A 24,150-nucleotide genomic window follows, 5' to 3' on the forward strand; every position below is an offset into this window, starting at 1 on the left:
TTATGCGCTCCGTGCGTCCGTAGATAAGGTTTGTTGCAAAATGCGAATCACCAGCGCCTCAAAATCCAAGCCCGCCGCTTTGGCCGCCATCGGCACCAAACTATGGTCAGTCATCCCCGGACTCGTGTTCACCTCTAAAAAATAATGTTTACCCGCGGCATCCATTAAAAAATCGACGCGGCCCCAGCCTTGGCAACCCAGTACTTTAAAGGCTTGCAGGGCGTCGGCTTGAATCTGTTTTTCCTGCTCGGCAGCCAAGCCGCATGGGCACAAATACGCCGTGTCATCACGCAAGTATTTGGCTTCATAATCGTAATATTCGTTTTTAGGCACGATGCGCACGATAGGCAAAGCGGTCTCACCTAAAATGCCGACGGTGTACTCTCCGCCGCCAACAAATTGTTCTGCAATCACCAGTGGATCAGACTGTTTAGCCAGCGCATACGCCGCCATCACATCCCCGGCCTGTTTCACCTTGCTCACGCCGATGCTGGAGCCCTCATTGGCGGGTTTTATAAACAATGGCAAGCCAAGCGCTGTGACGACATTTTCAGCGTGGGTGCTGTCATCCATCAGTACATAGTTAGGCGTAGTCACGCCGGCGGCGGTCCATAACAGCTTGGTCCGCCACTTGTCCATACCCAGCGCAGAGGCCATCACCCCGCTACCGGTGTAAGGAATATCCATCAGTTCGAGTGCGCCCTGTATCGTGCCGTCCTCACCATAGCGACCATGTAAGGCAATAAACGCGCGGTCAAAGGCTTTCAGATCAGACAGCGGTTGGTTGGCGGGATCAAACGCGTGGGCATCTAACCCCTGACGTTGCAGGGCTGCCAGCACAGCGGCGCCGCTCTTGAGCGAAACAGCACGCTCGCCAGACCGGCCGCCAAATAACACAGCCACTTTGCCAAAAGATTTTTGATCAACACTCATACCGCTAAAACACCTTCCCCAATGACTTTTACTTCTTGGTGCAACGTCACACCCTGCTTTTCAAGCACGATTGCTTTCGCGTGCGCCATTAAATCTTCAATGTCAGCCGCACTGGCGTGCCCGAGATTGACAATAAAGTTGGCATGCTTTTCAGAGATCTGCGCGCCACCGATCACGGCACCCTTCAGACCTGATGCTTCAATCAATCTGGCAGCAAAGTCCCCTTCAGGATTTCTGAAAGTAGAGCCCGCACTCGGCATATTCAGTGGCTGGCTAGCCAAACGCTTGGCCAGCAATTGTTTAATCTGCGTTGCAGAAGCTTTGCCATCGCCAGACGGCATCGCAAACCAGCCGCCTAAAAACCATTCGTCTGCGGCAGGATGCGCCACTTGGCGGTAACTTGGCTGGTATTCATGGCGGCTGCGCACTTGCACCACGCCCGCCCGATTAATTGTTTTCACTTCATCGACCCATTGCCAAGTCTCGCCGCCATAACAACCGGCATTCATCGCCAATGCACCACCCACCGTGCCTGGAATGCCCGCCATAAACTCAGCGCCAACACGCCCTTGGCTTGCCGCAAAGCGCGCCAACTTTGCGCAAGTGACGCCAGCATCCGCGTATACGCGGTCACCCTCCATGGCTAACGCTTGCAAGGCTTGATGCATGACCACCACCGTGCCTCGCACGCCGCCATCACGCACCAACAGGTTGCTGCCCAAGCCGATAAAGGTCAGCGGCTCACTGGCGGGCAGTTGCTGCAAAAATTGCTGCAAATCCTCTACCCGCTGCGCCAATACCAGACGATCCGCCGGGCCGCCAACACGCCAACTGGTGTAGCGCGCTAATGGCTCGTGTTGCAACACTTGCAACCCTGTCTGATGGATGACTGACGCGCTCATAGGCTTGCCAGCTCCTTGGTTTTTGCAGCCACGCTACCAATACTGCCAGCGCCCATCACCACCACCACGTCACCCGGCTGCACGCTTTCTAAAATCGACGCAGGTAGCGCATCAGTGGTCTCAACAAAACGCGGTTCAACCTTACCGTTGACGCGGATCGCGCGAATCAGGCTACGTGTATCTGCAGCGACAATCGGTGCCTCACCAGCCGAATAGACCTCGGTGAGCAATAAGGCATCGACGGTTGACAGCACCTTGACGAAATCTTCAAAGCAGTCGCGCGTGCGGGTATAGCGGTGCGGCTGAAAAGCCAATACCAACCGTCTATCTGGGAAAGCGCCACGGGCGGCAGCAATCACTGCTTGCATTTCAATCGGGTGATGACCGTAATCATCTACCAAAGTAAAGTGGCCACCATGCACGGGGACCTCGCCGTAACGCTCAAAGCGACGACCCACGCCTCTAAATTCAGCCAAGGCTTTCACGATTGCCGCATCCGGCACATTGAGTTCGGTTGCAATGGCAATCGCCGCCAATGCGTTCAACACATAATGATGTCCAGGTAGGTTAAGTGTGATTTCATTGCGCAAAGTCACCCCATTTTTACGAATCAGCGTGAAATGCATTTTGCCGTGGTCAGCTACGATGTTTTCAGCGCGAATGGCGGCATCTTCATGGGTGCCATAGGTCGTCACCGGGCGGGTCACACGCGGTAAAATTTCACGCACATTGGCGTCGTCTATGCACAACACCGCCATGCCCCAAAACGGAATCTGCTGCAAAAACTCAACGAAAGCCGTTTTGAGTTTGTCAAAGCTGTGCTCGTAGGTATCCATGTGATCTTGGTCGATATTGGTCACCACCGCCAAAATCGGATTCAAATGTAAGAACGAGGCATCAGACTCATCGGCTTCGACCACGATCAGCTCCCCAGTGCCCAAGCGCGCATTGGCACTGGCGGCCTCTAACTTGCCACCAATCACAAACGTCGGGTCCATATCAGCTTCAGCCAAAATACTGGCGATCAAACTGGTGGTTGTGGTTTTGCCATGTGTGCCTGCCACGGCAATGCCTTGTTTGAATCGCATCAGTTCAGCCAGCATGACCGCACGCGGAATCACCGGCACCTTGCGGGCGCGGGCCGCGATAATTTCTGGGTTTTCTTCGTTAATTGCGCTCGAGACCACCACTACATCGGCATGATTGAGATGCTCAGTCGCATGGCCTTGAAACACCGTCGCCCCAAAACCTTGCAAACGTTTAGTGGTGGCATTGCTCGCCAAATCAGAGCCGCTGATTTCAAAGCCCAAGTTGAGCAATACTTCAGCAATGCCACTCATGCCTGAACCGCCGATGCCGATAAAGTGAATTTTTTTAACTTTATGTTTCATGCTGCACGTTGTTTCTTGTTGTAATGGTTGGAGGCCAATTGTTGGCAACATGCCGCAACCTCTTGGGTGGCTTGCGGCTTAGCCAGTGCACGCGCTTTCAACGCCATGGCCAAACAGCTTGCTCTATCCAGTGTTTGCAAGGTGGCGGCTAATTTCGCCACATCGAGATCGCGTTGCTGAATCAACAAAGCGGCCCCTGCTTGCTGTAGATAGGCGGCGTTAGTGGTCTGGTGGTCGTCTACGGCGAAAGGGAACGGCACTAAAATGCTGGCCGCGCCAACATTGGCGAGTTCAGCCACGGTTAATGCGCCTGCACGACAAATCACCAAATCGGCCCATGCGTAGACCTCTGCCATGTCGTGAATAAAGGCCCGGCAATCTGCCGCCACGCCAGCCTCGGCATAGGCTTTTTTCAAGGCCTCGAATTGTTTTTCACCGGCTTGATGAATAATCTGTGGCCGCGCTTGCACTGGTAGCGTTGCAAATGCCTGCGGGACTAAGGTATTTAACGCCACGGCACCCAAACTGCCGCCCACCACCAATATGCGTAAGGCCCCATGATGTGTAGCAAACCGCTGCTCAGGCACAGGTAACGTTGTAATCATCTCGCGGACTGGATTACCCACCATTTCACCGCGCACACCTAATGCGCCCGGAAAACCGGTCAATACCCGATCAGCCAGGCGGGCCAGCACTTTATTGGTCAGGCCAGCCACCGAGTTTTGCTCATGAATCACCAAAGGCAGGCCGGATAGTTTTGCCATCACACCCCCCGGAAAAGCCGCAAAACCGCCCATGCCTAGCACAACATCTGGTTGATGCTGCTTGATTGCAGCGCGGGCTTGTGCAAACGCGCGCGCCAATTTCACTGGCAATGTCAGCCAACCTAACCAGCCTTTACCGCGCACGCCTTGCATGGTCATCATGGCTTTGTCGTAGGGTTTGTTTGCAATTAAGCGATTTTCCATGCCGCCTTCAGTCGCCAGCCAGACGATCTTCCATCCTGCTGCCAGCAACGCATCGGCGACTGCCATGGCGGGGTAAACATGTCCACCGGTGCCGCCCGCCATCACCATTAATGTGTATTGTTGGCTCATGTTTGCAAACCCTTCTGCAAACGACGGTTCTCAAAATCAATGCGCAATAGCACTGACATCGCAATACAATTGGCCAGAATTCCGCTGCCACCATACGAGAGCAGTGGCAAAGTCAGGCCTTTGGTGGGTAGCAGCCCCATATTTACGCCCATATTGATGAAGCCCTGCACGCCCATCCAGACACCAATCCCCTGCGCCAGCAAAGCTGCGTAATAACGCTCATTCGCGACTGCTTCTTTGGCGATGCTAAACGCGCGAATGACCAACCATGCGAACAGCAAGACCACCACTAAAACCCCAATGTAGCCGAGCTCTTCGGCCACCACGGCCAGCAAGAAGTCGGTATGCGCCTCGGGCAAGTACAATAATTTCTCAACACTACCGCCGAGTCCTACGCCCCAAAATTCACCGCGACCAAACGCGATCAAGGCATGCGACAACTGATATCCGGTATCAAACGGATCATCAAACGGATTCAAAAAGCCTTTCATGCGCTCTAGGCGGTAGGGCTCCATCACCACGAGGCCGAACACCGCCAATGGCAACGCTCCTAGCATTGCGATAAACACTTTGAGATTGACGCCACCCAACCACATGATCGAAAACGCAATGGAGGCGGTCACGGCAAAGGCGCCAAAATCGGGCTCTTTTAACAGCAATACGCCCACAAACACCATCACCCCCAGCATGGGCAAAAAGCCCTTTTTAATGCTGTGCATATTGCTTGCTTTGCGGACAGCATAATCGGAGGCATACATGGCAATAAATAACTTCATTAACTCAGACGGTTGCAGGTTCATCACCAGCAATGAGATCCAGCGACGGCTACCATTAACGACTTTGCCGATACCGGGAATCAACACCATGATCAACAAGACGATGCCCAGAATGAACAAATAAGGCGACATTTTCTGCCACCACGCCATGGGCACTTGAAAGACGATGACCGCCGCCACCAAGCCAACGGCGATATACAAAGCCTGACGCAACAAAAAGTAGATGCTGTTATGGCCAAACATTTTGCTCGAATCCGCGTAGGCAATTGATGCCGAATACACCATGACCATGCCAAACGCCAGCAAAGACAACACCACCCACAGCAACGACATATCGTAGCTCGGCGAGTTATAACGCTCACGATTCATCATTAACGGGCCAAGCATGCGGCCTCCATGGCTTTGACAGCCTCGACAAAGACTTCGGCGCGGTGTTCATAGTTACGGAACATGTCAAAACTGGCGCAGGCCGGTGACAGCAAGACGGCATCGCCTGCTTCTGCCAATGTTTTCGCAATGTGCACCGCAGCTGGTAAATCAACGGCATCCACAATAGAGACGGGTAAGTTTTGCAAAGTATGCTGAATTTTTGGTGCATCGCGTCCGATCAACACCACCGCTCTGGCATGATGCAAGACAGCTTCACGCAAAGGTGTGAAATCCTGACCTTTGCCATCACCGCCCGCAATCAGCACGACCTTTTGTGGCTTGCCCTGCTTGAGCATGCCGCTGATGGCCGCACAAGTCGCGCCGACATTGGTGCCTTTGGAGTCGTCATAAAAATCGATCTGGTCAATGCTCGCCACCCACTCAACGCGATGTGGCAAGCCGCTAAAAGATTTCACGGTATTCAGAATCGACACCTTGTCGATGCCGATCGCCTGTGTCAGTGCAATCGCTGCCAGCGCGTTGGCAATATTATGCTTGCCACGAATTTGCAGGCTGTCCGCTTCAATATAATGCCGATGACCGGCACACAGGCAACCCGCTTCATTCAGGCCATAATCATTGATGGTCGGCGAAGGGTTCACGCCAAAAGATACTTGAGGCAACTGCCCTGCCAAAGCCGCACTGACGGGATCGTCACGATTCACCACCGCCAGCCGCGCATGCTTATAAATGCGTGCCTTGGCTTGGGCATACTCTTCCATGCTGTCATAACGATCCATGTGATCCTCAGACAGGTTAAGAATCGTTGCTGCATCCACTTGCAACTGATGCAGGGTCTCTAACTGAAAACTGGACAATTCCAACACATACACATCGGGGGCTGACATCTGCAATGTATCCAGCACGGGCAGCCCAATATTGCCAGCGACGATCGTGTTCAATCCGGCTTGTTTACAAATCTCGCCGACCAATGTGGTGACCGTGGTTTTACCGTTAGAACCGGTAATGGCAATCACCTTTGCATAAGGCGCACGAAAACGGGCAAACAACTCAACATCGCCCACCACATACTTGCCTTGCGCCATCAACTGCACCAGGCAGGGATCTTTAAGCGACACGCCAGGGCTGGCAACAATCAAATCCATCGTCGACAATAATGCGAAGTTAAATGGCCCGAGGTGGTACTCCACCTCAGGGAAGGCTTCTTGCAGATGATTCTGTCCTGCCGGGTGCAGCCGCGAATCGAACATCACCACTTCAGCGCCCATTTGGCGCAGCCAGCGCAAAGCAGAGAAGCCGGTGTCACCCAGTCCCAATACCGCGATCCGCTGTTTTTCAAAGTGTTTCTTCATGGTGATGCCTGATTCGTCTCTCTGTCTGTTACCGCAATTTCAAGGTGGACAAGCCCACCAGTACCAGCATCATGGTGATGATCCAGAATCGCACCACCACTTGCGTTTCTTTCCAGCCCTTTTGTTCATAGTGGTGGTGCAATGGCGCCATCAGAAAAATACGTTTCCCGGTCCCGGTCATTTTTTTGGTGTATTTGAAATAGAGCACTTGCGCAGCCACCGAGAAGGTTTCAATCACAAACACCCCGCCCATAATGAACAGGACAATTTCTTGGCGCACGATCACCGCGACGACGCCTAAGGCTGCCCCTAGCGCTAATGCGCCGACATCCCCCATGAACACTTCTGCCGGATAGGCGTTAAACCATAAAAATCCCAACCCCGCACCTGCCATGGCAGCGCAAAATACCATCAGCTCACTGGCGCCGGCAACATAAGGAATACCGAGATATTTTGAAAACACGGCATGACCGGCAACATAAGAAAAGATCGCCAAGGCGCTGCCGACCATGACTGTCGGTAAGGTTGCCAATCCATCCAGACCATCGGTCAAATTCACGGCATTACTGCTGCCGACAACCACCAAATAGGTCAGAGCAATAAAGCCAGCAGCGCTCAGTGGAAACACCAAATGCTTAAAGAACGGCACGATCAGTGTGGTTTCAACAGGTGTGGTAGCGGTGGCATATAAAAAAGCTGCGACGCCCAAACCCACCACACTTTGCCAAAAATATTTTTCTTTAGCAGATAAGCCTTTAGGATTTTTGTAGACTACTTTGCGGTAATCATCGACCCAGCCAACTGCACCAAAGCCGAGCGTGGTAATCAACACTACCCAAATAAAACGGTTATGTAGATTGCCCCACAGCAAGGTGGATACTGAAATGGCGACCAAGATCAAAGCGCCGCCCATGGTGGGCGTACCGGCCTTCACCAAGTGTGTTTGCGGGCCATCATCGCGTACCGCTTGGCCAACCTTATACTCCGTGAGCTTACGGATCATGGCTGGCCCAACCATGAAAGAAATGGCTAAGGCCGTGAGCGTGGCCAACACCGCACGAAAGGTGATGTAATTAAACACATGAAACCCATGCACATCCGTTGCCAGCCATTTTGTCAGTTCAAATAACATATGCTTTCCTATTCCGCCCCTATATCAGTGGTTTGCAACGCCACTAACGCATTTACTACGCGCTCCATTTGCATAAAGCGCGAGCCTTTTACCAACACCACGTCGTCGGCTTGCATTTCTGCCTGCAAAGCGGCTAACAACGTCTCCAACGTGGCAAAATGTTGCGCTGGCTGGCCGAATGCCTGCACCGCCGCTTGTGTGAACTTGCCCAATGCATATAACTTGTTCACCCCGCACGTTTTGGCATACCGGCCTATTTGTGCATGCATGTCTTCAGCATCAGCGCCAAGCTCCCCCATGTCGCCCATCACAAATAAGGTGTTCTGGCCCGCATTTTTCAGCACCTCTAGCGCCGCGCGCATGGAGTCAGGGTTGGCGTTGTAAGTGTCATCAATCACGACTGCACCATTGGCCGCAGTCTTTTTTTGTAAACGCCCGTTGACCCCGGCAAACTGTTGCAAACCCAGCCCCACGTCTGCCAGAGGCACGCCAGCTGCCAGACTGGTTGCCGCCGCAGCGAGTGCATTCATCACGTTATGCACACCGGGCACAGCCAATGTGACTTGCACAGCCTGATGTTGATAATGCAATGTAAAGCTAGACGCAGCATCCAACATCACGCCACGCACATCTGCATTTGCATCCAGCCCAAACGTCACCACCCGTCTAGCGGTATTCAAGCCGCGCCAGTAGTCAGCAAAAGCACTATCGGCATTGATTACCGCAACGCCATCACTGCGCAAGCCTGCGAAAATCTCGCCTTTGGCTTTGGCAATGTTTTCACGCGAACCCAGTTCCCCAATATGGGCAGTGCCTGCATTGTTGATGACAGCCACATCTGGGCAGGCCAGGCGCGTCAGGTAGTCAATCTCACCTAAATGATTCATGCCCATTTCGATCACGGCATGACGATGGGTGGGACGCAAACGCAACAACGTCAGCGGCATGCCGATGTCATTATTAAAATTACCGGCAGTGGCCAACACCGCGTCCGCGCGGCCACTATGCACTTGCAGAATGTCGGCAATCATTTCTTTGGTGGTGGTTTTGCCATTGCTGCCAGTCACTGCTATCAGCGGCAATGCCCACTGCTGACGCCACCAACTGGCCAACTGACCCAATGCCAATCGCGTATCTTTGACCAGCACGGTTGGCAGAGGACTATCTACCGGCCGACTCACCAAGGCAGCCACTGCGCCTTGCGTAGCCACTTGCGATAAAAAGTCATGTCCATCAAACTTTTCGCCCGGCAATGCGACAAACAATTGTCCGGGCTGCGCACGACGACTGTCTGTATCGACCGACGTCACCGTGACATCTTCACCCTGCAAAGTACCGTGCAACACTGTTGCGATGTCGGATAGCGCAATCATGCTTTCGCCCTCTTTTTCAGAGCGCTTTGTACCCAATCAGCATCGCTAAATGGATAGCGAATGCCTTGCATTTCCTGATAATCCTCATGGCCTTTGCCAGCGACCAATACCACATCACCTTTGCTTGCCTGACTCACGGCCAAGGCAATCGCTTTGGCGCGATCTATTTCAACTGTCGCTTCCTGTGTCATGCCTTCAGCGATCGCGGCGATAATTGCATAAGGGTTTTCACTGCGTGGATTATCATTGGTAAGCACGACGCTATCGGCCAGTGCATCAGCGATTCGGCCCATCTCGCTGCGTTTGCCACTATCGCGATCACCGCCACAGCCAAACACACAGCTCAACTTGCCACGGGCTTGAATACGTAGCGTCTGCAGCGCCTTCTCTAAGGCATCTGGTGTATGCGCATAATCGACCACCACCAAGGGCAAATCGCCACCGCCAAACATTTGCATGCGCCCAGCCACTGGTACCAATCCGGATACCGCTTGCAACGCAGCTGGCAATGCCACGTCATGTGCTAACAAGCAGGTCAATACCGCCAACGCGTTGTAAACATTAAATTGCCCAAGCGCATGTAACTGAATTTCTCCAGTGCCTTGTGCAGTACGCACCTGAATTTCAAAACCGGTGGCATGCATGGTGACGGCCGTTGCACAGACATCCGCCTCCTGATGCAGCCCATAACTCAATACTTTTTTGCCTTGCTTGCGCGTATCTTCGATGAGTGCCAAACCGAAGGCATCATCCGCATTAATCACCGCGGCCGTGAGCGTTTGCCAATCAAATAATTTGCGCTTGGCCGCCTGATAGGCCTCCATGGTCAGGTGGTAATCGAGATGATCACGCGTGATGTTGGTCAACACGGCGACGTCAAACGCCACCCCATTCACCCGCCCCTGATCGAGTCCATGTGAGGAAACTTCCATCGCCACAGTGCGCACTTGATCCAGCACAAAGGTGGCGAGCATTTTTTGCAGCTCTACGGGTCCCGGCGTGGTATTTTGCGTGGGCTGCAAATCGTCCAGTGCACCATTGCCCAACGTGCCGATCACAGCCGCTTTCTGCTGCAAAAATCGATAGGCCTGTGCCAACCAATGTGTCACCGTGGTTTTACCGTTCGTCCCGGTGACGCCGATGCACCACATTTGCTCAGAAGGCTCTTTGTAAAACTGGCTCGCAATGTGACCCACCTGCGATTTCAGGTCGGCAATGGCGATGTTATGTACTTGCCAAGCTGGATCCCAATCAAAGCCCTGATTATCCCAAATCACGGTATTTGCACCCTTGGCAATCGCGTCTTGAATAAAGTCGCGACCATCGCTGTGCTGACCGGGATAAGCCAAAAATAAGCCATGCTTTTCGACTTGGCGACTATCCGCTGTGATGCCGTGCACCGGGGCTGGAATAATGTATTTACTCACATCGCCTCCTTTACTTCGGCGGCATCCGCCGGTGGCGCGACCGGCAATGCGTTGCCGTCTTGTGGAATCACCAGCATACGCAATACGTCATTCATCACCGCACTGAATACGGGTGCCGCGACGCTGCCCCCGTAGTATTCGCCATTGCTGGGCTCATCAATCATCACAGCCATGATGAGGCGTGGATTCGAGGCCGGCACCATGCCAACAAACGAGCCCACATATTTGTCATGCTCATAGCCATGCTCGCCCAATTTGTGCGCAGTGCCCGTTTTACCTGCCACGCGATAACCAGTCACTTGCGCCTTCAAAGCCGTGCCCCCGGGTTGCACCACCAGTTCAAGCATGTCTTTAACCGCGTTTGCCACCTTGGCAGAAAACACTTGGCGCCCCACTGGCGGCTCGGAAAGCTTGGTTAATGTGACCGGCAATAACTCACCCTCATTGGCAAACACGGTATAGGCGCGCGCCAATTGCAACAGCGTTACGCTAATACCATGGCCATAGGACATGGTGGCCTGCTCAATCGGACGCCAAGTTTTGTAATCACGTACCTTGCCAGAAGCTTCGCCCGGGAAGCCAATCTTGGTTGTCGAGCCAAAGCCGAGTTGCACATAGGTGTTCCATAACTGCTCGCGGTTTAAATCGAGCGCCATTTTGGCCGAACCGACATTTGAAGACTTTTGGATCACCTGAGATACGGTTAACACTTGGTTAGGGTGCGCGTCATGAATGGTGGCGGTGCCAATGCGCAGATAACCGGGCGCTGTCTGAATTTTAGTATCGGGCTGGTAGGGGCCAAACTCCATCGCCGCCGCCGCCGTCACTGGCTTCATGGTCGAGCCAGGCTCAAAAATGTTGACGATGGCCGAGTTACGTAGCTTGCTGGCCACATTCACTGGATTATTCGGGTTGTAAGTCGGAATATTCACCAGCGCCAATACCTCGCCAGTTTTGGCATCAAGCACAACCGCTGCCGCCGCTTTGGCTTTATGTTTTTCAACGGCGCGAGACAACTCTCTGTGCACCACATATTGCACCGTACGGTCTATGCTCAGCACTAAGTCTTGCCCATCGTGCGGCAATTTGACGGCCACCAGGTCTTCCACCACATGGCCTTTGCGATCGCGCACAAAATCGCGTTTGCCAGCACTTCCTGACAACACGTGATTGCGGTAGAGCTCCATGCCCTCAACGCCGGTATCATCCACCCCGGTGAAACCGACGATATGCGCCGTCACTTCTGCCGCGGGGTAGAAGCGTTTGTATTCTTTTTGACTGAACACACCGGGTACCTTCATCGCCATCACCTGTTTTGCCACATCGGGCGCCACTCTCCGTTTAATAAAAACAAATTCTTTTTTCTTTTTTTGCAGCTTTTGTTGCAATTCTTTGGTCTGCATGTCGAGCAAGCTAGACATTTGCTTTAACTGCCCGACAGAAATCTGCACATCTGTCGGGTTAGCCCACACCGACTCCACCGGCAAACTAATCGCCAATGGTTTAAAGTTACGGTCATAAATCTTGCCGCGATGTGGCATCAACACCACTTTGCGCCGAGAAAATGCCTCGCCTTTTTTAATCAGGTAATCCTTGTGCAAGGTCTGCAGATAAAATCCGCGCCCCAGCAACAAGACAAAACTCAACAACATCAACACCAGCAGCATGCGACGGCGCCAGGCTGGCAACTTCACCAGCTTGTGTTGACTCTCTTTCAGTAACATAACCATGTATTCGCAGTGATTCCGGTTAGGGTGCTGAAGGCACATCCACCATGATCACCTGCGTCTGTTGCATGCTCGGGCTATGCATATGTAAACGCGTGGTTGCGAACTCCTCCAACCGTGAATGCATGGCCCAAGTACTCTGCTCAATTTGCAACTGGTCATATTCCGTCATGTATTGCTTGGTCAACACGGCCTGACGATCCAACTCAAAATACAATTTTCGCGCCTTGTATTGCGCGGTCACCACGCCTAGCGCTAAGACGATGGTTAATGCAAATAAAATCAAATTCAGCCGAATCATGAGGTGATCGTTTATTGCACCGTAGTACGTTCAGCCACACGCAACACTGCGCTACGTGATCGCACATTCGCCGCCACCTCAGCCGCGCTTGGCTTGCTGGCCCGACCAATCGCCTGCATGCGTGGCTGCGGCAATTCGCTAGCGCGCACCGGCAAGCCTGCAGGTAAGTTATCCCTATCCACTTCTGACTGAATAAAGCGTTTGACGATGCGATCTTCCAACGAGTGAAAGCTGATCACCGCTAGCCGCCCTTGCGGACGCAGCAGCTTTAAACAATCTGGCAGCACTAGCGAGAGCTCCTCAAGCTCTTGATTGACGAAAATCCGTAGAGCTTGAAATGTGCGCGTTGCAGGGTTCTGGCCCGGCTCAATCTTGGGGATGGCACCTGCCACGACCTTGGCAAGTTGCCCTGTAGTGGTGATGGCATGCCCATCTTCGCGCTCTTTAACAATCGCCCTTGCAACCTGCTTAGCAAACCGTTCTTCACCATAATCTCGAATCACCTCAACCAATTGTTTTTCAGTCAGCGTCGCCAACCACTCTGCCGCAGTTTTGCCACGACTTTGATCCATGCGCATATCCAAAGGCCCGTCGAAACGGAAACTGAACCCGCGCACCCCTTCATCAATCTGCGGCGATGAAATGCCCAAATCGAGCAAAATGCCATCCACCGCTCGCACGCCCATCTCATCAAGCACTGCGGCCATAGATGAAAAATGCGCATGCACCATACTAAAACGCGCATCGGCGATCGTCCGCCCATGCGCTACTGCCGCCAGATCACGGTCTAAGCCGATCAGGCGCCCTTGACTACCTAACTTGGAAAGTATGCGGCGGCTATGTCCACCACGACCAAAAGTACCATCGACATAGATGCCATCTGATTGCACGTTCAGCGCATCGACCGCCTCATGCAGCATCACGGTGATATGACTGGCGGCGACTGGTGACTCTGACGTTTCCGTCAAGGACGCGGGCGCTGACTTCGCGCCCGACGTCATAGCGAGAATCCTTCTAGCTCTTGCGGTATCTGCAACTGGTCGGTCGCCATCAGACTCTCCAATTGCTGATCCCATGCCGCCAGATCCCACAATTCAAAGTGACTGCCCTGCCCGACCATCATCACATCCTTATCGAGCTTGGCAAACTTGCGCAGTACGGCATTCACCAACAAACGGCCCGCCGAGTCCAGATGCATCACATCTGCCTGACCCACGATCATGCGTTGAATACCACTGGTTTGAGGATTAAAACTGGACAAACTGGTGAGCTTGGTCTCAATCGGTTCCCAAGCTGTTTTCGGATACAAAATCAGGCAGCGATGCGGATGCGCCGTGAGCACCACTTCGCCCTGCCCACCGGCGGTCAGGGCGTCACGATGCTTGGCCGGCACACTCAGCCGCCCCTTAGCATCCAAACTTATCTGTACCGCCCCGCGAAACATGAAATATGATCCCTAACCACTCGTTTTGATTAAAAGCAGGAGAAATTTCCCACAATTCAACACAAAATCACCCTTTTGCACACTATAGATAAAATAAAAGTGCTTGGCAAGCACTTTGGGCGAAAAAATCTCTTTTAAAGACAAAGACTTAGAGCATTTTAACAAAGCAATTTAAATCAAGAGATTGGCGCAATTAACACATAAAATTGTTTAATAAAAATAGCTATCCCATTGAAATTATTGAATAATAAAAAAATGTTATTTTTTAACCGCTTTTTTTGGATGAACAGTGGCTTTATCTAGTCAAACGCTGGGATCCCAAAGATGCCAGACCATTTACTGACAGCATGTCGAAAAAATTACAATTTTTATTGATTGGTGTAGGCATTTTAATTGCCATGGAATGGCGCGCCTGGGGCTATTACTTCATGCCGCCGCCGGACTACAGCCAAGGCGGCGTGGTCTTGTACGCCACAGACTGGTGCCCCTATTGCGAGAAGACCCGAGCCTTACTGCAGCAAAAGCACATCGCATATAAGGAGTTGAACATTGAAACCTCAGACACTGGTCGAGCGCAGTACCAACGTCTGGCAGGCAGAGGAGTGCCTGTATTGCTGGTGGCAGGTGAGGTAATCCGTGGCTACAACGAAACACGGATGCAGCAGGTTTTAGATACCTGGCAGGCGAATCAAGCCTTGCAGCAAGAGAAAGAAAATAAAGCCAACCGGTAAGCCGGGTTCTGTAATCACTTGCGTGACTGACAGTCATTCATCTAGGCGTGCAATTGCTCACACGCTCAAGCTATCTACCCGCTGGCAGCGCGAGCCACGCCTTATTACTTGCGTAAAATGCCAGCCTATTTGATATTGCTGCAGATGGAGGTTACCGCGTTTCACCCGTTTCGACGCAAGTTCGCAACAAGTTGCTCACTGGTCGAACCGACTCGTCTCTGTGGCCCTATTCCTCACCTTATACTGTTACCAGCTTTCAGCGTACGGCCGTTAGCCGTCATCCCGCTCTGTGCAGCCCGGACTTTCCTCCCCCTGTTTGCACAGGCGGCGACTGTCTGGTTGGCTTCATACGTATTTTACCACGTAAGCGGCTAGCCTCTATAATGCGCAAAAGTCTTTGTGAAGTGACCAAATATGCGCCCCCCAACAATCGCAGCGACCTTACCAGCCTCTTGGCAACCTGCGCTCGGCCGAGAATTGACCCAACCCTACATGCAGTCATTGCTGGCGTTTTTGCAGCAAGAAGAGGCGCAGGGCAAAACCATCTTTCCACCAGCGCCATTGATTTTTAATGCGTTTAAACACACGCCTTTTGAAAAAGTACGCGTCGTGATCATCGGGCAAGACCCGTATCACGGGCCCGGCCAAGCCCATGGCCTGAGTTTTTCGGTGCCGCCTGGCACGGCGTTGCCGCCATCACTGCGTAACATTTTCAAAGAGCTTGCGTCGGATTTAGACCTACCCATGCCTGGTAGTGGCGACTTAACGCCTTGGGCCAACCAAGGCGTGCTGTTGCTAAATGCAATCTTGACTGTAGAAATGGCGCAGGCCGGGGCACACCAGAACCGTGGTTGGGAGTTATTCACAGACGCAGCCATTGCCGCATTGAATACTGAAAAAACCGGGTTGGTATTTGTGTTATGGGGCAGCTATGCGCAAAAAAAGGGGGCCTTGATAGACCCCAGCCGACATCTGATTCTGCAATCCGCGCACCCGTCACCTTTGTCTGCGCATCGTGGCTTTTTCGGCTCGCGGCCGTTTTCTGCGATTAATGCCCATTTGCTACGCCAAGGGCAGATGCCGATTGAATGGGCGCTCTAAGGCAGCCCATTCGAGGCCCTGATTACACCAGCTTCCAAGCAATCGTTTGGCCTGCACGCAATGGCACCAAGACATCGTCAGCAAAAGGAATCGTCTCAGGCACCTGCCAAGCGGCCTTGCGCAATGTGATCTGTTCGCGATTTCTTGGCAAACCGTAAAAATCCGCACCAAATTCACTGGCAAAACCTTGCAACCGATCTAGCGCACCCGCTTCTTCAAACGCCTCCGCATACAGCTCAATCGCAGCATGCGCGGTATACATGCCCGCGCAGCCACAACTCGCCTCTTTAGCCGATTTGGGGTGGGGAGCGCTGTCTGTTCCCAGAAAAAACTTACCCGAGCCGGAAATCGCCGCCTGCACCAAGGCTAACCGATGGGTTTCGCGCTTGAGGACCGGCAAGCAATAATGATGTGGACGAATGCCGCCGGTGAACATGGCATTGCGGTTCATGAGCAAATGGTGCGCAGTAATGGTCGCCGCCAAATTGGCTGGACCCGCAGCGACAAACGTAGCAGCGTCTTGGGTAGTGATGTGTTCAAACACGACTTTTAAACCGGGAAAATCTTTGAGTAGCGGCTGCAAATGACGCTCAATAAACACCTTCTCGCGATCAAACACATCGACTTCGCCATCGGTGACTTCGCCGTGGATCAGCAAAGGCATGCCCTGCTTTTCCATCTCAGCCAGCGCGCCGGCACATTTGTGCAGACTGGTGACGCCTGAGTCACTATTAGTGGTTGCGCCTGCGGGATATAACTTGACCGCATGCACAACACCACTGGCACGGGCAGCAACAATTTCTTGCGCGGAGGTATTGTCAGTCAAATATAAAGTCATCAACGGCTCAAACGTAAGCCCAGCTGGCAGTGCTTGTTTGATGCGTTGATAATAAGCAAGCGCAGACGCTGCCGTCGTCACCGGCGGACGCAAGTTTGGCATCACGATAGCCCGCGCAAATTGTTTGGCGGTATCTGGCAAAACGGCTTTCAAGCCATCGCCATCTCGCAGGTGTAAATGCCAGTCATCTGGCCGAGTCAGGGTGAGTTCAGTGATCATGGTTCGTTACCTTGGGATTGTGGGCTTGCTGCTTTGAGCGCAAGCGCCGCTTCATACAATTCGTTTTTTTTCTGACCTGTAATATCGGTCGCCAGCGCCACCGCCTGCTTCAGCGGCAGCTCCTGCAATAGCCGCTTTAAAATTCTAAGCGTTTCTTCATCCAAGCCTTCAGGTTTTTCCTGCAGGTCAGGATGCACCAACAACACAAATTCGCCACGTTGTTGATTGAGGTCTGCATTTAACCAGTCTACCGCGTCTGTCAACAGGCAAGAGTGAATGGTTTCAAAGGTTTTTGTCAGCTCGCGCGCGAGGGTGAGTTGGCGTGCACCGCCCAATACATCCTGCATATCCTGCACACACTCGACAATACGATGCGGCGCCTCATAAAATACCAGCGTCGTCGGAATCGCCTTTAGCGATTGCAAGCGCTTACGACGCTGCGACCCACTCGCCGGCAAAAAGCCGTCAAAATAAAATCCCGATTGCACGATGCCTGCCGCCGACAAGGCCGCGATCACGGCACTAGCGCCCGGCACCGGCACCACTTTAATTCCAGCTTGGCGCACGGCTTGCACAACAACCGCGCCGGGATCACTCACCGCCGGCGTGCCTGCATCCGTCACCAGCGCGATAGACTCGCCTGCCTGCAATTTTTTGATCAGGCCTTGCGCCGACTGTTGTTCGTTGTGTTCATGTACGGCCAATAAGGGTTTGCTAATGCCAAAGTGCCTTAACAAGCCAACACTGTGGCGGGTATCTTCTGCGGCAATCGCATCCACTTTTTGCAACGTATCTAAGGCGCGCTGGCTAATGTCACCCAGATTGCCGATGGGGGTTGCGACCACATATAATGTTCCAATTTCATTCATGTAGACATTTTATGTCATCGCGCCAATTTCGCTAAGCATTGGTTTCGCGTGCCCGCACCGTGAACAGCGCACAATCATTCAAAAATACCGCACAACATGAAACTCAATCCAAACAATCAAGGGGGGGCTGCGGAACTTGCAGCGGCTAGGTTTTTGCAACAGCAGGGCCTAATGCTCCTAGCACAAAACTATAGCTGCCGTTTTGGGGAGATCGATCTCATCATGCGAGACAAACAGACGTTGGTGTTTGTGGAGGTACGGTTACGCAGCCATCAGGCGTTTGCAAGTGCGGCAGACAGTATCGACTATCGAAAGCAACAAAAACTCATACGCGTCGCCCAGTTTTATCTGCAATCGCACGACCTCAATCTTGCTTGCCGCTTCGACGCCGTGCTGTTTGATAACACCCAATACCGCTCGCCCGACTGGATTCGTAATGCAATAGACACATAAAAAGCGTAGAATTTTATGTGTAGTTAGCTGTCCCACCTTTCATCTTTAGGTTTTATCTCGTTGATCAAGGAAGTCTCATGACTCAAACAATATTCACCAGAACGCTCCCCGCGATTGCTTTGCTGTTGCTCAGTACACAACTAAGCGGATGCTTTCCCGCTGTGGTCGGTGGCGCAGCTGCCGGTGGCGCCATGGCCGCTGATCGTCGTACTTCTGGCATTTATGTAGAAGATGAAAACATCGAACTGAAAACGCTGAAACGGCTGTCGCAATACATGGACAAAGCCTCGCACATTAACGTCACCAGCTATAACCGCATTGTGCTGCTATCAGGCGAAGTGCCCAATGAGAGTCAGCTGAAACAAGCAGAAACCCTCACCCGTGAGATTTCCAATGTGCGCAACATTCACAACGGCCTCACGGTTGCACCCGCCTCTACGCTTGGCGACCGCAGCAACGACACCTATATCACCACCAAAGTCAAAACGCGCTTTGTGAGCGAACGCCTGTTCCCAGCCAACATCGTCAAAGTGGTGACCGAAGGCAGTGTGGTTTACTTGATGGGCATCGTCACTGAAAAAGAGGCCACGGATGCGGTCGAGATCGCCCGCACGACAGAGGGCGTCAGCAAAGTGGTGAAAGTGTTTGAATACTCCAAATAATTGTTAACTTCGTATTAAGGAATCTGCATGGAAAATCAGGAAATTATTATTCAGGGCATCACATTGGCTGGTAAGCCATTTCGCCCAAGCGACTGGGTGGATCGCATGTGTAGCACCTATGCCACTTTTGGCGATGACAAAAAACTGCGCTATTCACCCTACCTGAAGCCCAAGCTGGTGAATAATGTGCGTAGCTTGTCGGTGGACATGAAACTCAAAGACGTCAATCCTGCCGGCTTTGAACAACTGATCCAATTTGCCAAAGAAAATCAGCTCAGCGTAATCAATCCAGCGGGCGAAGCCGTCACCATTTAGTTGAGCGCATTTTTTGGCGGCGTAGACGCGGCCTCCTTGAGTAAGGCCTCTAACCAAAGCCGGCTCAAGGCGCCGCGTTTCACTTTGTAGAGCGTTCCATCCGGCGCATAAATATAAGTGGTTGGCAGTACTTCAGGCGTCAGCAAGACCTGTTTTGGTGCTTGGCCTAGAATAATCGGGTATGAAATCAGCATGTCGTCCACATAAGTTTTGACGGATTTTTCATCTTGATATTGCACTGCCACGCCTAGCACCATTACATTTTGCTTCATGTGCGCGTCATAAAACGTTACCAGCTCTGGCATCTCTTGCAGACACGGTGGACACCAAGGCGCCCAGTAATTCACAATCAACCACTTGCCCTTGTAAGCGGACAGTTGATGGACATGCCCTGCCATATCCCGCATCACCCATGGCACAGACGACTCTGTGGCCACGCCGATATTGACTACTAGCAACCATAGACAAACAGTCGACCAGACTTTAAAAAGATTAAATCGCACGTGCGACCCCCTTGTTTTAAGCGAAACACAGCGCAATCTAGAACGCATGCTCGGAAAAAACTTGATTATGCGTGAAAACTGTTGCTATACTAGTTGGTATCTCGTTTAGTAATTTCAATTTTCAGCAAATTACTGATTCAAACAAAACTTAGCCGCACACTCAACATTTTCTGTTTAAATCCAGTGTACATTTGATTTAAATTCTTCACCATTCTTAAGAGGCAATAATGAGCGACAACATTACCCATTTAAGCGACGCCAGCTTTGAACAAGAAGTATTGCAATCCACCGTCCCTGTGTTAGTGGATTATTGGGCAGAATGGTGCGGCCCTTGTAAAATGATCGCCCCGATTCTAGATGACATCAGCAAAGAGTACGCTGGGCGCTTAAAAGTGGCAAAACTGAATATTGATGATAATCAGAATACCCCACCAAAATATGGCATTCGTGGCATTCCAACCCTGATGTTGTTTAAAAACGGCAATGTTGAAGCGACCAAAGTCGGTGCATTGTCCAAATCACAACTCAGCGCGTTTATCGACAGCAATATTTAATCTATCCACCCGGTTTCCAGTCTGCGAGACCGGGTTTTCTTTTCAATCTCTCCGGCGTTCCTCAGGCTAGCGAGTTACTCATGCACTTATCCGACCTCAAACATCTCCCCGTGACCGAACTGGTCGAAATGGCCATTGCGAATGACATTGAAAATGCCAGCCGCATGCGCAAGCAAGATCTCATCTTTGCCATCTTAAAAAACAAGGCCAAAAAAGGCGACAGCATTTTTGGTGATGGCACGCTGGAGGTTCTCCCTGACGGGTTTGGCTTTTTGCGCTCGCCAGATACTTCTTATTTGGCTGGTCCGGATGATATTTACGTTTCGCCATCGCAAATCCGCCGCTTCAACCTGCACACGGGTGACAGTATTCAAGGCGAAATCCGCACGCCTAAGGATGGTGAGCGCTATTTTGCGCTGGTAAAAGTCGACAGTGTGAATAATGAAGCGCCTGAAAACACCAAGCACAAAATTCTGTTTGAAAACCTGACGCCACTGTTTCCGACCGTGCCATTAAAGCTAGAACGGGATATTCGCGGTGAAGAAAACATTACCAGTCGCGTCATCGACATGATCGCCCCGATTGGTAAAGGCCAACGTGCATTGCTGGTCGCGAGCCCAAAAAGCGGTAAAACCGTGATGTTGCAAAACATCGCGCACGCGATTACAGCCAACCATCCTGACTGTATTATGATCGTGCTACTAATTGACGAACGTCCAGAAGAAGTCACCGAGATGACACGCTCGGTGCGCGGCGAAGTGGTGGCCTCGACCTTTGATGAACCAGCCACACGCCACGTGCAAGTGGCAGAAATGGTGCTTGAAAAAGCCAAACGTTTAATTGAGCACAAAAAAGATGTGGTCATTTTGCTGGACTCGATTACCCGTCTGGCACGTGCTTACAACACCGTGATCCCATCATCAGGCAAGGTGCTAACCGGTGGTGTCGACGCTAACGCGCTACAAAAGCCTAAGCGTTTCTTTGGTGCTGCGCGTAACGTAGAAGAAGGCGGTTCACTGACCATCATCGCGACCGCACTGGTAGATACTGGGTCACGTATGGATGATGTGATTTACGAGGAGTTTAAGGGCACGGGCAACATGGAAATCCACTTGGATAGACGCATGGCCGAAAAACGTACCTATCCTGCGATCAACGTCAACAAATCCGGTACACGCCGCGAAGAATTACTGCTGGACAAAGATGTACTACAAAAAATCTGGGTATTGCGTAAACTGCTCTATCCGATGGATGACCTTGAGGCGATGGAGTTCTTGCTGGACAAAATCAAGGCGACCAAGAGCAACAATGACTTCTTTGACAGTATGCGTCGCGGCTAATGTGGTCGTTGATACAATTATTTTTCACTTTGCGCTTGATAAAAGCATTAAATTCATACATAATCGCGCGTTTACTGCAACTGCTTAAGATTAGAGAGAAAGCATGAAAGCTGACATCCACCCAAATTATCCGGAAATTAACGTCACATGTAGTTGTGGCAACAAGTTCCAAACTCGTTCTACCAGCGGCAAAGACTTCAACATTGAAGTTTGTTCACAATGCCACCCTTTCTACACTGGTAAACAGAAGATTGTTGATACCGCCGGTCGCGTTGAGAAATTCCGCCAAAAATACGGCATGTAATGTCGAAAAAGTTGGGCAAGAAAGGCAGCATAGCTGCCTTTTTCGTTTTTAATTGTAGCTACTTCAGGGGTAATATCTTACCCAGGCCCTCATTCATTCTGCGACAGACACACCAACATGCAGTTTTACATTGATCACGACTGGCAAGAAAACATGGCGACTCCACGTGCCAAGGTGGGTGAGCGCGCCAAAACCCACCTACTGATTTTCCTTTGCGCCATCTGGCTGTGTGTAGGGTTAATTGGTCACTCCCCCTGGAAGCCGTTTGAATCGCAATCCATCAGCATCATTCAATCACTGATCGAGCATCCGTTTTTATCCGCAAACAGCTGGACGCAAGGCGCTTGGATTGCCCCCGTCTCCGCTGGGCATCCCGCGCTAGAGACGCCGCCTTTATTTTATTGGGTCGCCACCGGTTTTGCCTATGTGCTTTCGCCGATACTTCCGACCCACGATGCGGCCAGACTGAGTGTCGGATTTTGGATGCTGCTGACCCTCATCATGACGGGCCTGAGTGGTCGGGAACTGTGGAATTTAGGCGTCGGTCGACAAACCAATTTTGTATTTATCGGCTGCTTAGGATTGGTCGTCAGCGCACACACCATGATGCCAGCCGTTGCAACATTGAGCGGCATTACCATGGCTTTTTACGCATTGGCGCTAGTGATGCGCAAACCTTTGCGCGCCATGTGGTTGCTGAGTGGCGGGCTGTTGATTGCCTTTTTGGCCGGCGGCGTCATGCCCATGCTAATCATTGTGTTATCCGTCATTAGCCTGTTATTACTACCGGCAATCCGCCAGCAGCATCCCACCTATCGAGCGATGTTAGCAGGTATCATGCTCGCAATACCCGGCATTCTGCTGTGGAGCTGGTGTTGTCAACAGTGGGCGCCCGCGCTATGGCAAGGATGGTGGCAAGCGCAATGGCAGTTCCAACTGCCTGGCAATCATGCTTACTTCGTCAGAACACTTGCTTGGTACGCATGGCCTGCGTTGCCATTTGCCATGTGGGGCGTTTGGCGCTTCAGGCAGACAGTGCTGCACACCTATCGCTTCCAACTCGCATTGATTTTTTTCAGCATTGCTTTTGTATTGATTGGCTTTTCGAGTGATCGCAGTGAAGTGGCCGCATTGCCTTTATTGGTGCCACTGACTGTTCTCGCCGCCGGCAGTATTGAGACGCTTAAACGTGGAGCAGCTGGGGCTTTAAACTGGTTCGGTTTAATCCTGTTTGGTATTTTAATCGCCATGGCTTGGCTTGGCTGGTGGGCGATGTTGAACGGCTCTCCGCTCAAACTGTATCAGCGCTTGAGTTATCTATCCGGTCTGCAAACGATCCCATTTAACCTGCTCTATGGCGCTATTGCCGTCGCGGTCACCCTGATTTGGTTATCTATCGTTTTACGTGCCAAACACTCCAACCGCTCCAGCGCGACAAACTGGGCGATCGGCATGACCTGCGCTTGGACGGTATTTATGAGTTTGTGGCTGCCGATGATTGAAGCCGCACGCACTTATCAGCCGTTATTTGAGGATTTGCGCAAACACTTGCCAGCTCATTACAACTGCATTCATACCCAAAACATCGGCGCGTCGCAGGAGGATTTACTCCACTACCATGCCGGCATCAGGCTGAAGGATCACGAGCCAGCCAAAGCGACGCAATGCGATTTGTTTCTAATTGAAGATCAGCCAGGCAAACGCCACGTCTTACCTGGGGAAGATTGGCGAGTCATCTGGGAAGGTCAGCAAACGCGGCAGAATCGGGAATCTTTTAGACTGCTACAACGCCATTGATTAATGCTTGAGGTGCTGCTCAATGGCAGCAATCACGCGCGGATGCAAACCCTGACCCTGCTGTTGCTGCACATGCACCACCAGTGATTCAATCATGACCGAGTTCCAGAATTTTTTCAAATGGCTGGCAATATCGAGTTTGGCTTCCTCGACGTTTGGATTCGCCTCAAAAAAATCCCCAATCTGATTGGCCATTTTAATTAGTTTATCGACTTCCAT

General features: G+C 51.9%; 25 protein-coding genes, 1 other RNA gene and 1 pseudogene. 9 read left to right on the plus strand and 18 right to left on the minus strand.

Going from position 1 to position 24,150, the window contains the following annotated elements; genetic code table 11:
• From FIT99_RS10660 to mraZ, 13 genes are read right to left on the minus strand one after another with little or no spacing between them, the layout of a single operon-like run.
• Positions 1-933, minus strand: coding sequence for a D-alanine--D-alanine ligase (locus FIT99_RS10660; protein ID WP_140004266.1), 933 nt, complete (start codon positions 931-933; stop codon positions 1-3).
• Positions 930-1,835 carry a UDP-N-acetylmuramate dehydrogenase gene (murB, locus tag FIT99_RS10665; protein ID WP_140004267.1) on the minus strand — a complete coding sequence of 302 codons (906 nt, stop codon included), beginning with the start codon at positions 1,833-1,835 and terminating at the stop codon, positions 930-932. The genes FIT99_RS10660 and murB overlap by 4 nt, the downstream gene beginning before the upstream one ends.
• A complete protein-coding gene (gene murC, locus FIT99_RS10670) occupies positions 1,832-3,226 on the minus strand; it encodes a UDP-N-acetylmuramate--L-alanine ligase (protein WP_140004268.1) in 1,395 nt (464 codons plus the stop codon). Before murC ends, murB begins: the two co-directional genes overlap by 4 nt.
• A complete protein-coding gene (gene murG, locus FIT99_RS10675; protein WP_140004269.1) occupies positions 3,223-4,323 on the minus strand; it encodes an undecaprenyldiphospho-muramoylpentapeptide beta-N-acetylglucosaminyltransferase in 1,101 nt (366 codons plus the stop codon). The genes murC and murG overlap by 4 nt, the downstream gene beginning before the upstream one ends.
• Positions 4,320-5,486 (minus strand): putative lipid II flippase FtsW, encoded by a 1,167-nt coding sequence (gene ftsW / locus FIT99_RS10680; protein WP_140004270.1) that lies wholly within the window; start codon positions 5,484-5,486, stop codon positions 4,320-4,322. The genes murG and ftsW overlap by 4 nt, the downstream gene beginning before the upstream one ends.
• Entirely contained in the window at positions 5,471-6,841 is a 1,371-nt protein-coding gene (gene murD, locus FIT99_RS10685) for a UDP-N-acetylmuramoyl-L-alanine--D-glutamate ligase (RefSeq protein WP_140004271.1), read from the minus strand. The genes ftsW and murD overlap by 16 nt, the downstream gene beginning before the upstream one ends.
• Before the next feature lie 28 nt (positions 6,842-6,869).
• Entirely contained in the window at positions 6,870-7,973 is a 1,104-nt protein-coding gene (gene mraY / locus FIT99_RS10690; protein ID WP_140004272.1) for a phospho-N-acetylmuramoyl-pentapeptide-transferase, read from the minus strand.
• Between the two features lie 8 nt (positions 7,974-7,981).
• Positions 7,982-9,346, minus strand: a complete 1,365-nt coding sequence (locus tag FIT99_RS10695; protein WP_140004273.1) for a UDP-N-acetylmuramoyl-tripeptide--D-alanyl-D-alanine ligase — start codon at positions 9,344-9,346, stop codon at positions 7,982-7,984.
• Positions 9,343-10,773: a UDP-N-acetylmuramoyl-L-alanyl-D-glutamate--2,6-diaminopimelate ligase gene (locus FIT99_RS10700; RefSeq protein ID WP_140004274.1), complete on the minus strand. Its 1,431-nt coding sequence runs from the start codon at positions 10,771-10,773 to the stop codon at positions 9,343-9,345. The genes FIT99_RS10695 and FIT99_RS10700 overlap by 4 nt, the downstream gene beginning before the upstream one ends.
• On the minus strand, positions 10,770-12,503 hold the full coding sequence (locus FIT99_RS10705) for a peptidoglycan D,D-transpeptidase FtsI family protein (protein ID WP_140004275.1): 1,734 nt from the start codon (positions 12,501-12,503) through the stop codon (positions 10,770-10,772). Before FIT99_RS10705 ends, FIT99_RS10700 begins: the two co-directional genes overlap by 4 nt.
• Positions 12,504-12,522: 19 nt before the next feature.
• Positions 12,523-12,801 (minus strand): cell division protein FtsL, encoded by a 279-nt coding sequence (gene ftsL / locus FIT99_RS10710; protein WP_140004276.1) that lies wholly within the window; start codon positions 12,799-12,801, stop codon positions 12,523-12,525.
• Between the two features lie 11 nt (positions 12,802-12,812).
• Entirely contained in the window at positions 12,813-13,802 is a 990-nt protein-coding gene (rsmH, locus tag FIT99_RS10715) for a 16S rRNA (cytosine(1402)-N(4))-methyltransferase RsmH (RefSeq protein ID WP_140004277.1), read from the minus strand.
• On the minus strand, positions 13,799-14,245 hold the full coding sequence (gene mraZ / locus FIT99_RS10720; protein ID WP_140004278.1) for a division/cell wall cluster transcriptional repressor MraZ: 447 nt from the start codon (positions 14,243-14,245) through the stop codon (positions 13,799-13,801). The genes rsmH and mraZ overlap by 4 nt, the downstream gene beginning before the upstream one ends.
• 428 nt (positions 14,246-14,673) lie before the next feature.
• Between mraZ and FIT99_RS10725 the strand changes: the two are divergent.
• Positions 14,674-14,871 (plus strand): annotated as a pseudogene (locus FIT99_RS10725) (glutaredoxin family protein); the annotation flags it as partial.
• Positions 14,872-14,957: 86 nt separating this feature from the next.
• Here the strand turns inward: FIT99_RS10725 and rnpB are convergent.
• Positions 14,958-15,323: RNase P RNA component class A (rnpB, locus tag FIT99_RS10730), an RNA gene on the minus strand.
• A 67-nt stretch (positions 15,324-15,390) separates the two neighbouring features.
• On the opposite strand from rnpB, the gene ung reads away from it, so the two are divergent.
• Positions 15,391-16,077, plus strand: a complete 687-nt coding sequence (gene ung, locus FIT99_RS10735; RefSeq protein ID WP_140004279.1) for a uracil-DNA glycosylase — start codon at positions 15,391-15,393, stop codon at positions 16,075-16,077.
• Positions 16,078-16,099: 22 nt separating this feature from the next.
• Here the strand turns inward: ung and pyrC are convergent, their stop codons facing one another.
• Both pyrC and rsmI read right to left on the minus strand, forming a co-directional pair.
• Entirely contained in the window at positions 16,100-17,134 is a 1,035-nt protein-coding gene (gene pyrC / locus FIT99_RS10740; protein WP_140004280.1) for a dihydroorotase, read from the minus strand.
• The gene (gene rsmI, locus FIT99_RS10745; RefSeq protein WP_140004281.1) at positions 17,131-18,003 is read right to left on the minus strand and encodes a 16S rRNA (cytidine(1402)-2'-O)-methyltransferase; all 873 of its coding nucleotides are present in this window, start codon (positions 18,001-18,003) and stop codon (positions 17,131-17,133) included. The genes pyrC and rsmI overlap by 4 nt, the downstream gene beginning before the upstream one ends.
• Before the next feature lie 96 nt (positions 18,004-18,099).
• On the opposite strand from rsmI, the gene FIT99_RS10750 reads away from it, so the two are divergent.
• From FIT99_RS10750 to FIT99_RS10760, 3 genes are all read left to right on the plus strand, one after another.
• A complete protein-coding gene (locus tag FIT99_RS10750) occupies positions 18,100-18,456 on the plus strand; it encodes a YraN family protein (protein ID WP_140004282.1) in 357 nt (118 codons plus the stop codon).
• A gap of 77 nt (positions 18,457-18,533) precedes the next feature.
• A complete protein-coding gene (locus tag FIT99_RS10755) occupies positions 18,534-19,118 on the plus strand; it encodes a BON domain-containing protein (protein WP_140004283.1) in 585 nt (194 codons plus the stop codon).
• A gap of 27 nt (positions 19,119-19,145) precedes the next feature.
• Positions 19,146-19,433, plus strand: a complete 288-nt coding sequence (locus FIT99_RS10760; protein WP_019883505.1) for a DUF3579 domain-containing protein — start codon at positions 19,146-19,148, stop codon at positions 19,431-19,433.
• Here FIT99_RS10760 and FIT99_RS10765 read toward each other — a convergent pair.
• A complete protein-coding gene (locus FIT99_RS10765) occupies positions 19,430-19,936 on the minus strand; it encodes a TlpA disulfide reductase family protein (protein ID WP_223261192.1) in 507 nt (168 codons plus the stop codon). The genes FIT99_RS10760 and FIT99_RS10765 overlap by 4 nt on opposite strands.
• 227 nt (positions 19,937-20,163) lie before the next feature.
• On the opposite strand from FIT99_RS10765, the gene trxA reads away from it, so the two are divergent.
• The 4 genes from trxA (at position 20,164) to FIT99_RS10785 (ending at position 23,931) form a co-directional block, all read left to right on the plus strand.
• Positions 20,164-20,490, plus strand: a complete 327-nt coding sequence (trxA, locus tag FIT99_RS10770; protein WP_019883507.1) for a thioredoxin TrxA — start codon at positions 20,164-20,166, stop codon at positions 20,488-20,490.
• A gap of 80 nt (positions 20,491-20,570) precedes the next feature.
• On the plus strand, positions 20,571-21,830 hold the full coding sequence (gene rho / locus FIT99_RS10775) for a transcription termination factor Rho (protein ID WP_140004284.1): 1,260 nt from the start codon (positions 20,571-20,573) through the stop codon (positions 21,828-21,830).
• Positions 21,831-21,933: 103 nt separating this feature from the next.
• Positions 21,934-22,134 carry a 50S ribosomal protein L31 gene (rpmE, locus tag FIT99_RS10780; RefSeq protein WP_140004285.1) on the plus strand — a complete coding sequence of 67 codons (201 nt, stop codon included), beginning with the start codon at positions 21,934-21,936 and terminating at the stop codon, positions 22,132-22,134.
• Positions 22,135-22,251: 117 nt separating this feature from the next.
• Positions 22,252-23,931, plus strand: coding sequence for an ArnT family glycosyltransferase (locus FIT99_RS10785; RefSeq protein WP_140004286.1), 1,680 nt, complete (start codon positions 22,252-22,254; stop codon positions 23,929-23,931).
• On the opposite strand, the gene FIT99_RS10790 is transcribed toward FIT99_RS10785, so the two are convergent.
• Positions 23,932-24,150 (minus strand): formate dehydrogenase subunit delta, encoded by a 219-nt coding sequence (locus FIT99_RS10790; RefSeq protein WP_140004287.1) that lies wholly within the window; start codon positions 24,148-24,150, stop codon positions 23,932-23,934.

The organism is Methylophilus medardicus (assembly GCF_006363955.1).
GTDB classification, from domain to species: Bacteria; Pseudomonadota; Gammaproteobacteria; order Burkholderiales; family Methylophilaceae; genus Methylophilus; species Methylophilus medardensis.

Excerpts from the sequence above, each read along its gene's own strand:
- FIT99_RS10660 (WP_140004266.1), bottom strand. The coding sequence starts at position 933 with ATGAGTGTTGATCAAAAATCTTTTGGCAAAGTGGCTGTGTTATTTGGC.
- murB (WP_140004267.1), bottom strand. The coding sequence starts at position 1,835 with ATGAGCGCGTCAGTCATCCATCAGACAGGGTTGCAAGTGTTGCAACAC.
- murC (WP_140004268.1), bottom strand. The coding sequence starts at position 3,226 with ATGAAACATAAAGTTAAAAAAATTCACTTTATCGGCATCGGCGGTTCA.
- murG (WP_140004269.1), bottom strand. The coding sequence starts at position 4,323 with ATGAGCCAACAATACACATTAATGGTGATGGCGGGCGGCACCGGTGGA.
- ftsW (WP_140004270.1), bottom strand. The coding sequence starts at position 5,486 with ATGCTTGGCCCGTTAATGATGAATCGTGAGCGTTATAACTCGCCGAGC.
- murD (WP_140004271.1), bottom strand. The coding sequence starts at position 6,841 with ATGAAGAAACACTTTGAAAAACAGCGGATCGCGGTATTGGGACTGGGT.
- mraY (WP_140004272.1), bottom strand. The coding sequence starts at position 7,973 with ATGTTATTTGAACTGACAAAATGGCTGGCAACGGATGTGCATGGGTTT.
- FIT99_RS10695 (WP_140004273.1), bottom strand. The coding sequence starts at position 9,346 with ATGATTGCGCTATCCGACATCGCAACAGTGTTGCACGGTACTTTGCAG.
- FIT99_RS10705 (WP_140004275.1), bottom strand. The coding sequence starts at position 12,503 with ATGGTTATGTTACTGAAAGAGAGTCAACACAAGCTGGTGAAGTTGCCA.
- ftsL (WP_140004276.1), bottom strand. The coding sequence starts at position 12,801 with ATGATTCGGCTGAATTTGATTTTATTTGCATTAACCATCGTCTTAGCG.
- rsmH (WP_140004277.1), bottom strand. The coding sequence starts at position 13,802 with ATGACGTCGGGCGCGAAGTCAGCGCCCGCGTCCTTGACGGAAACGTCA.
- mraZ (WP_140004278.1), bottom strand. The coding sequence starts at position 14,245 with ATGTTTCGCGGGGCGGTACAGATAAGTTTGGATGCTAAGGGGCGGCTG.
- ung (WP_140004279.1), top strand. The coding sequence starts at position 15,391 with ATGCGCCCCCCAACAATCGCAGCGACCTTACCAGCCTCTTGGCAACCT.
- pyrC (WP_140004280.1), bottom strand. The coding sequence starts at position 17,134 with ATGATCACTGAACTCACCCTGACTCGGCCAGATGACTGGCATTTACAC.
- rsmI (WP_140004281.1), bottom strand. The coding sequence starts at position 18,003 with ATGAATGAAATTGGAACATTATATGTGGTCGCAACCCCCATCGGCAAT.
- FIT99_RS10750 (WP_140004282.1), top strand. The coding sequence starts at position 18,100 with ATGAAACTCAATCCAAACAATCAAGGGGGGGCTGCGGAACTTGCAGCG.
- FIT99_RS10755 (WP_140004283.1), top strand. The coding sequence starts at position 18,534 with ATGACTCAAACAATATTCACCAGAACGCTCCCCGCGATTGCTTTGCTG.
- FIT99_RS10760 (WP_019883505.1), top strand. The coding sequence starts at position 19,146 with ATGGAAAATCAGGAAATTATTATTCAGGGCATCACATTGGCTGGTAAG.
- trxA (WP_019883507.1), top strand. The coding sequence starts at position 20,164 with ATGAGCGACAACATTACCCATTTAAGCGACGCCAGCTTTGAACAAGAA.
- rho (WP_140004284.1), top strand. The coding sequence starts at position 20,571 with ATGCACTTATCCGACCTCAAACATCTCCCCGTGACCGAACTGGTCGAA.
- rpmE (WP_140004285.1), top strand. The coding sequence starts at position 21,934 with ATGAAAGCTGACATCCACCCAAATTATCCGGAAATTAACGTCACATGT.
- FIT99_RS10785 (WP_140004286.1), top strand. The coding sequence starts at position 22,252 with ATGCAGTTTTACATTGATCACGACTGGCAAGAAAACATGGCGACTCCA.
- FIT99_RS10790 (WP_140004287.1), bottom strand. The coding sequence starts at position 24,150 with ATGGAAGTCGATAAACTAATTAAAATGGCCAATCAGATTGGGGATTTT.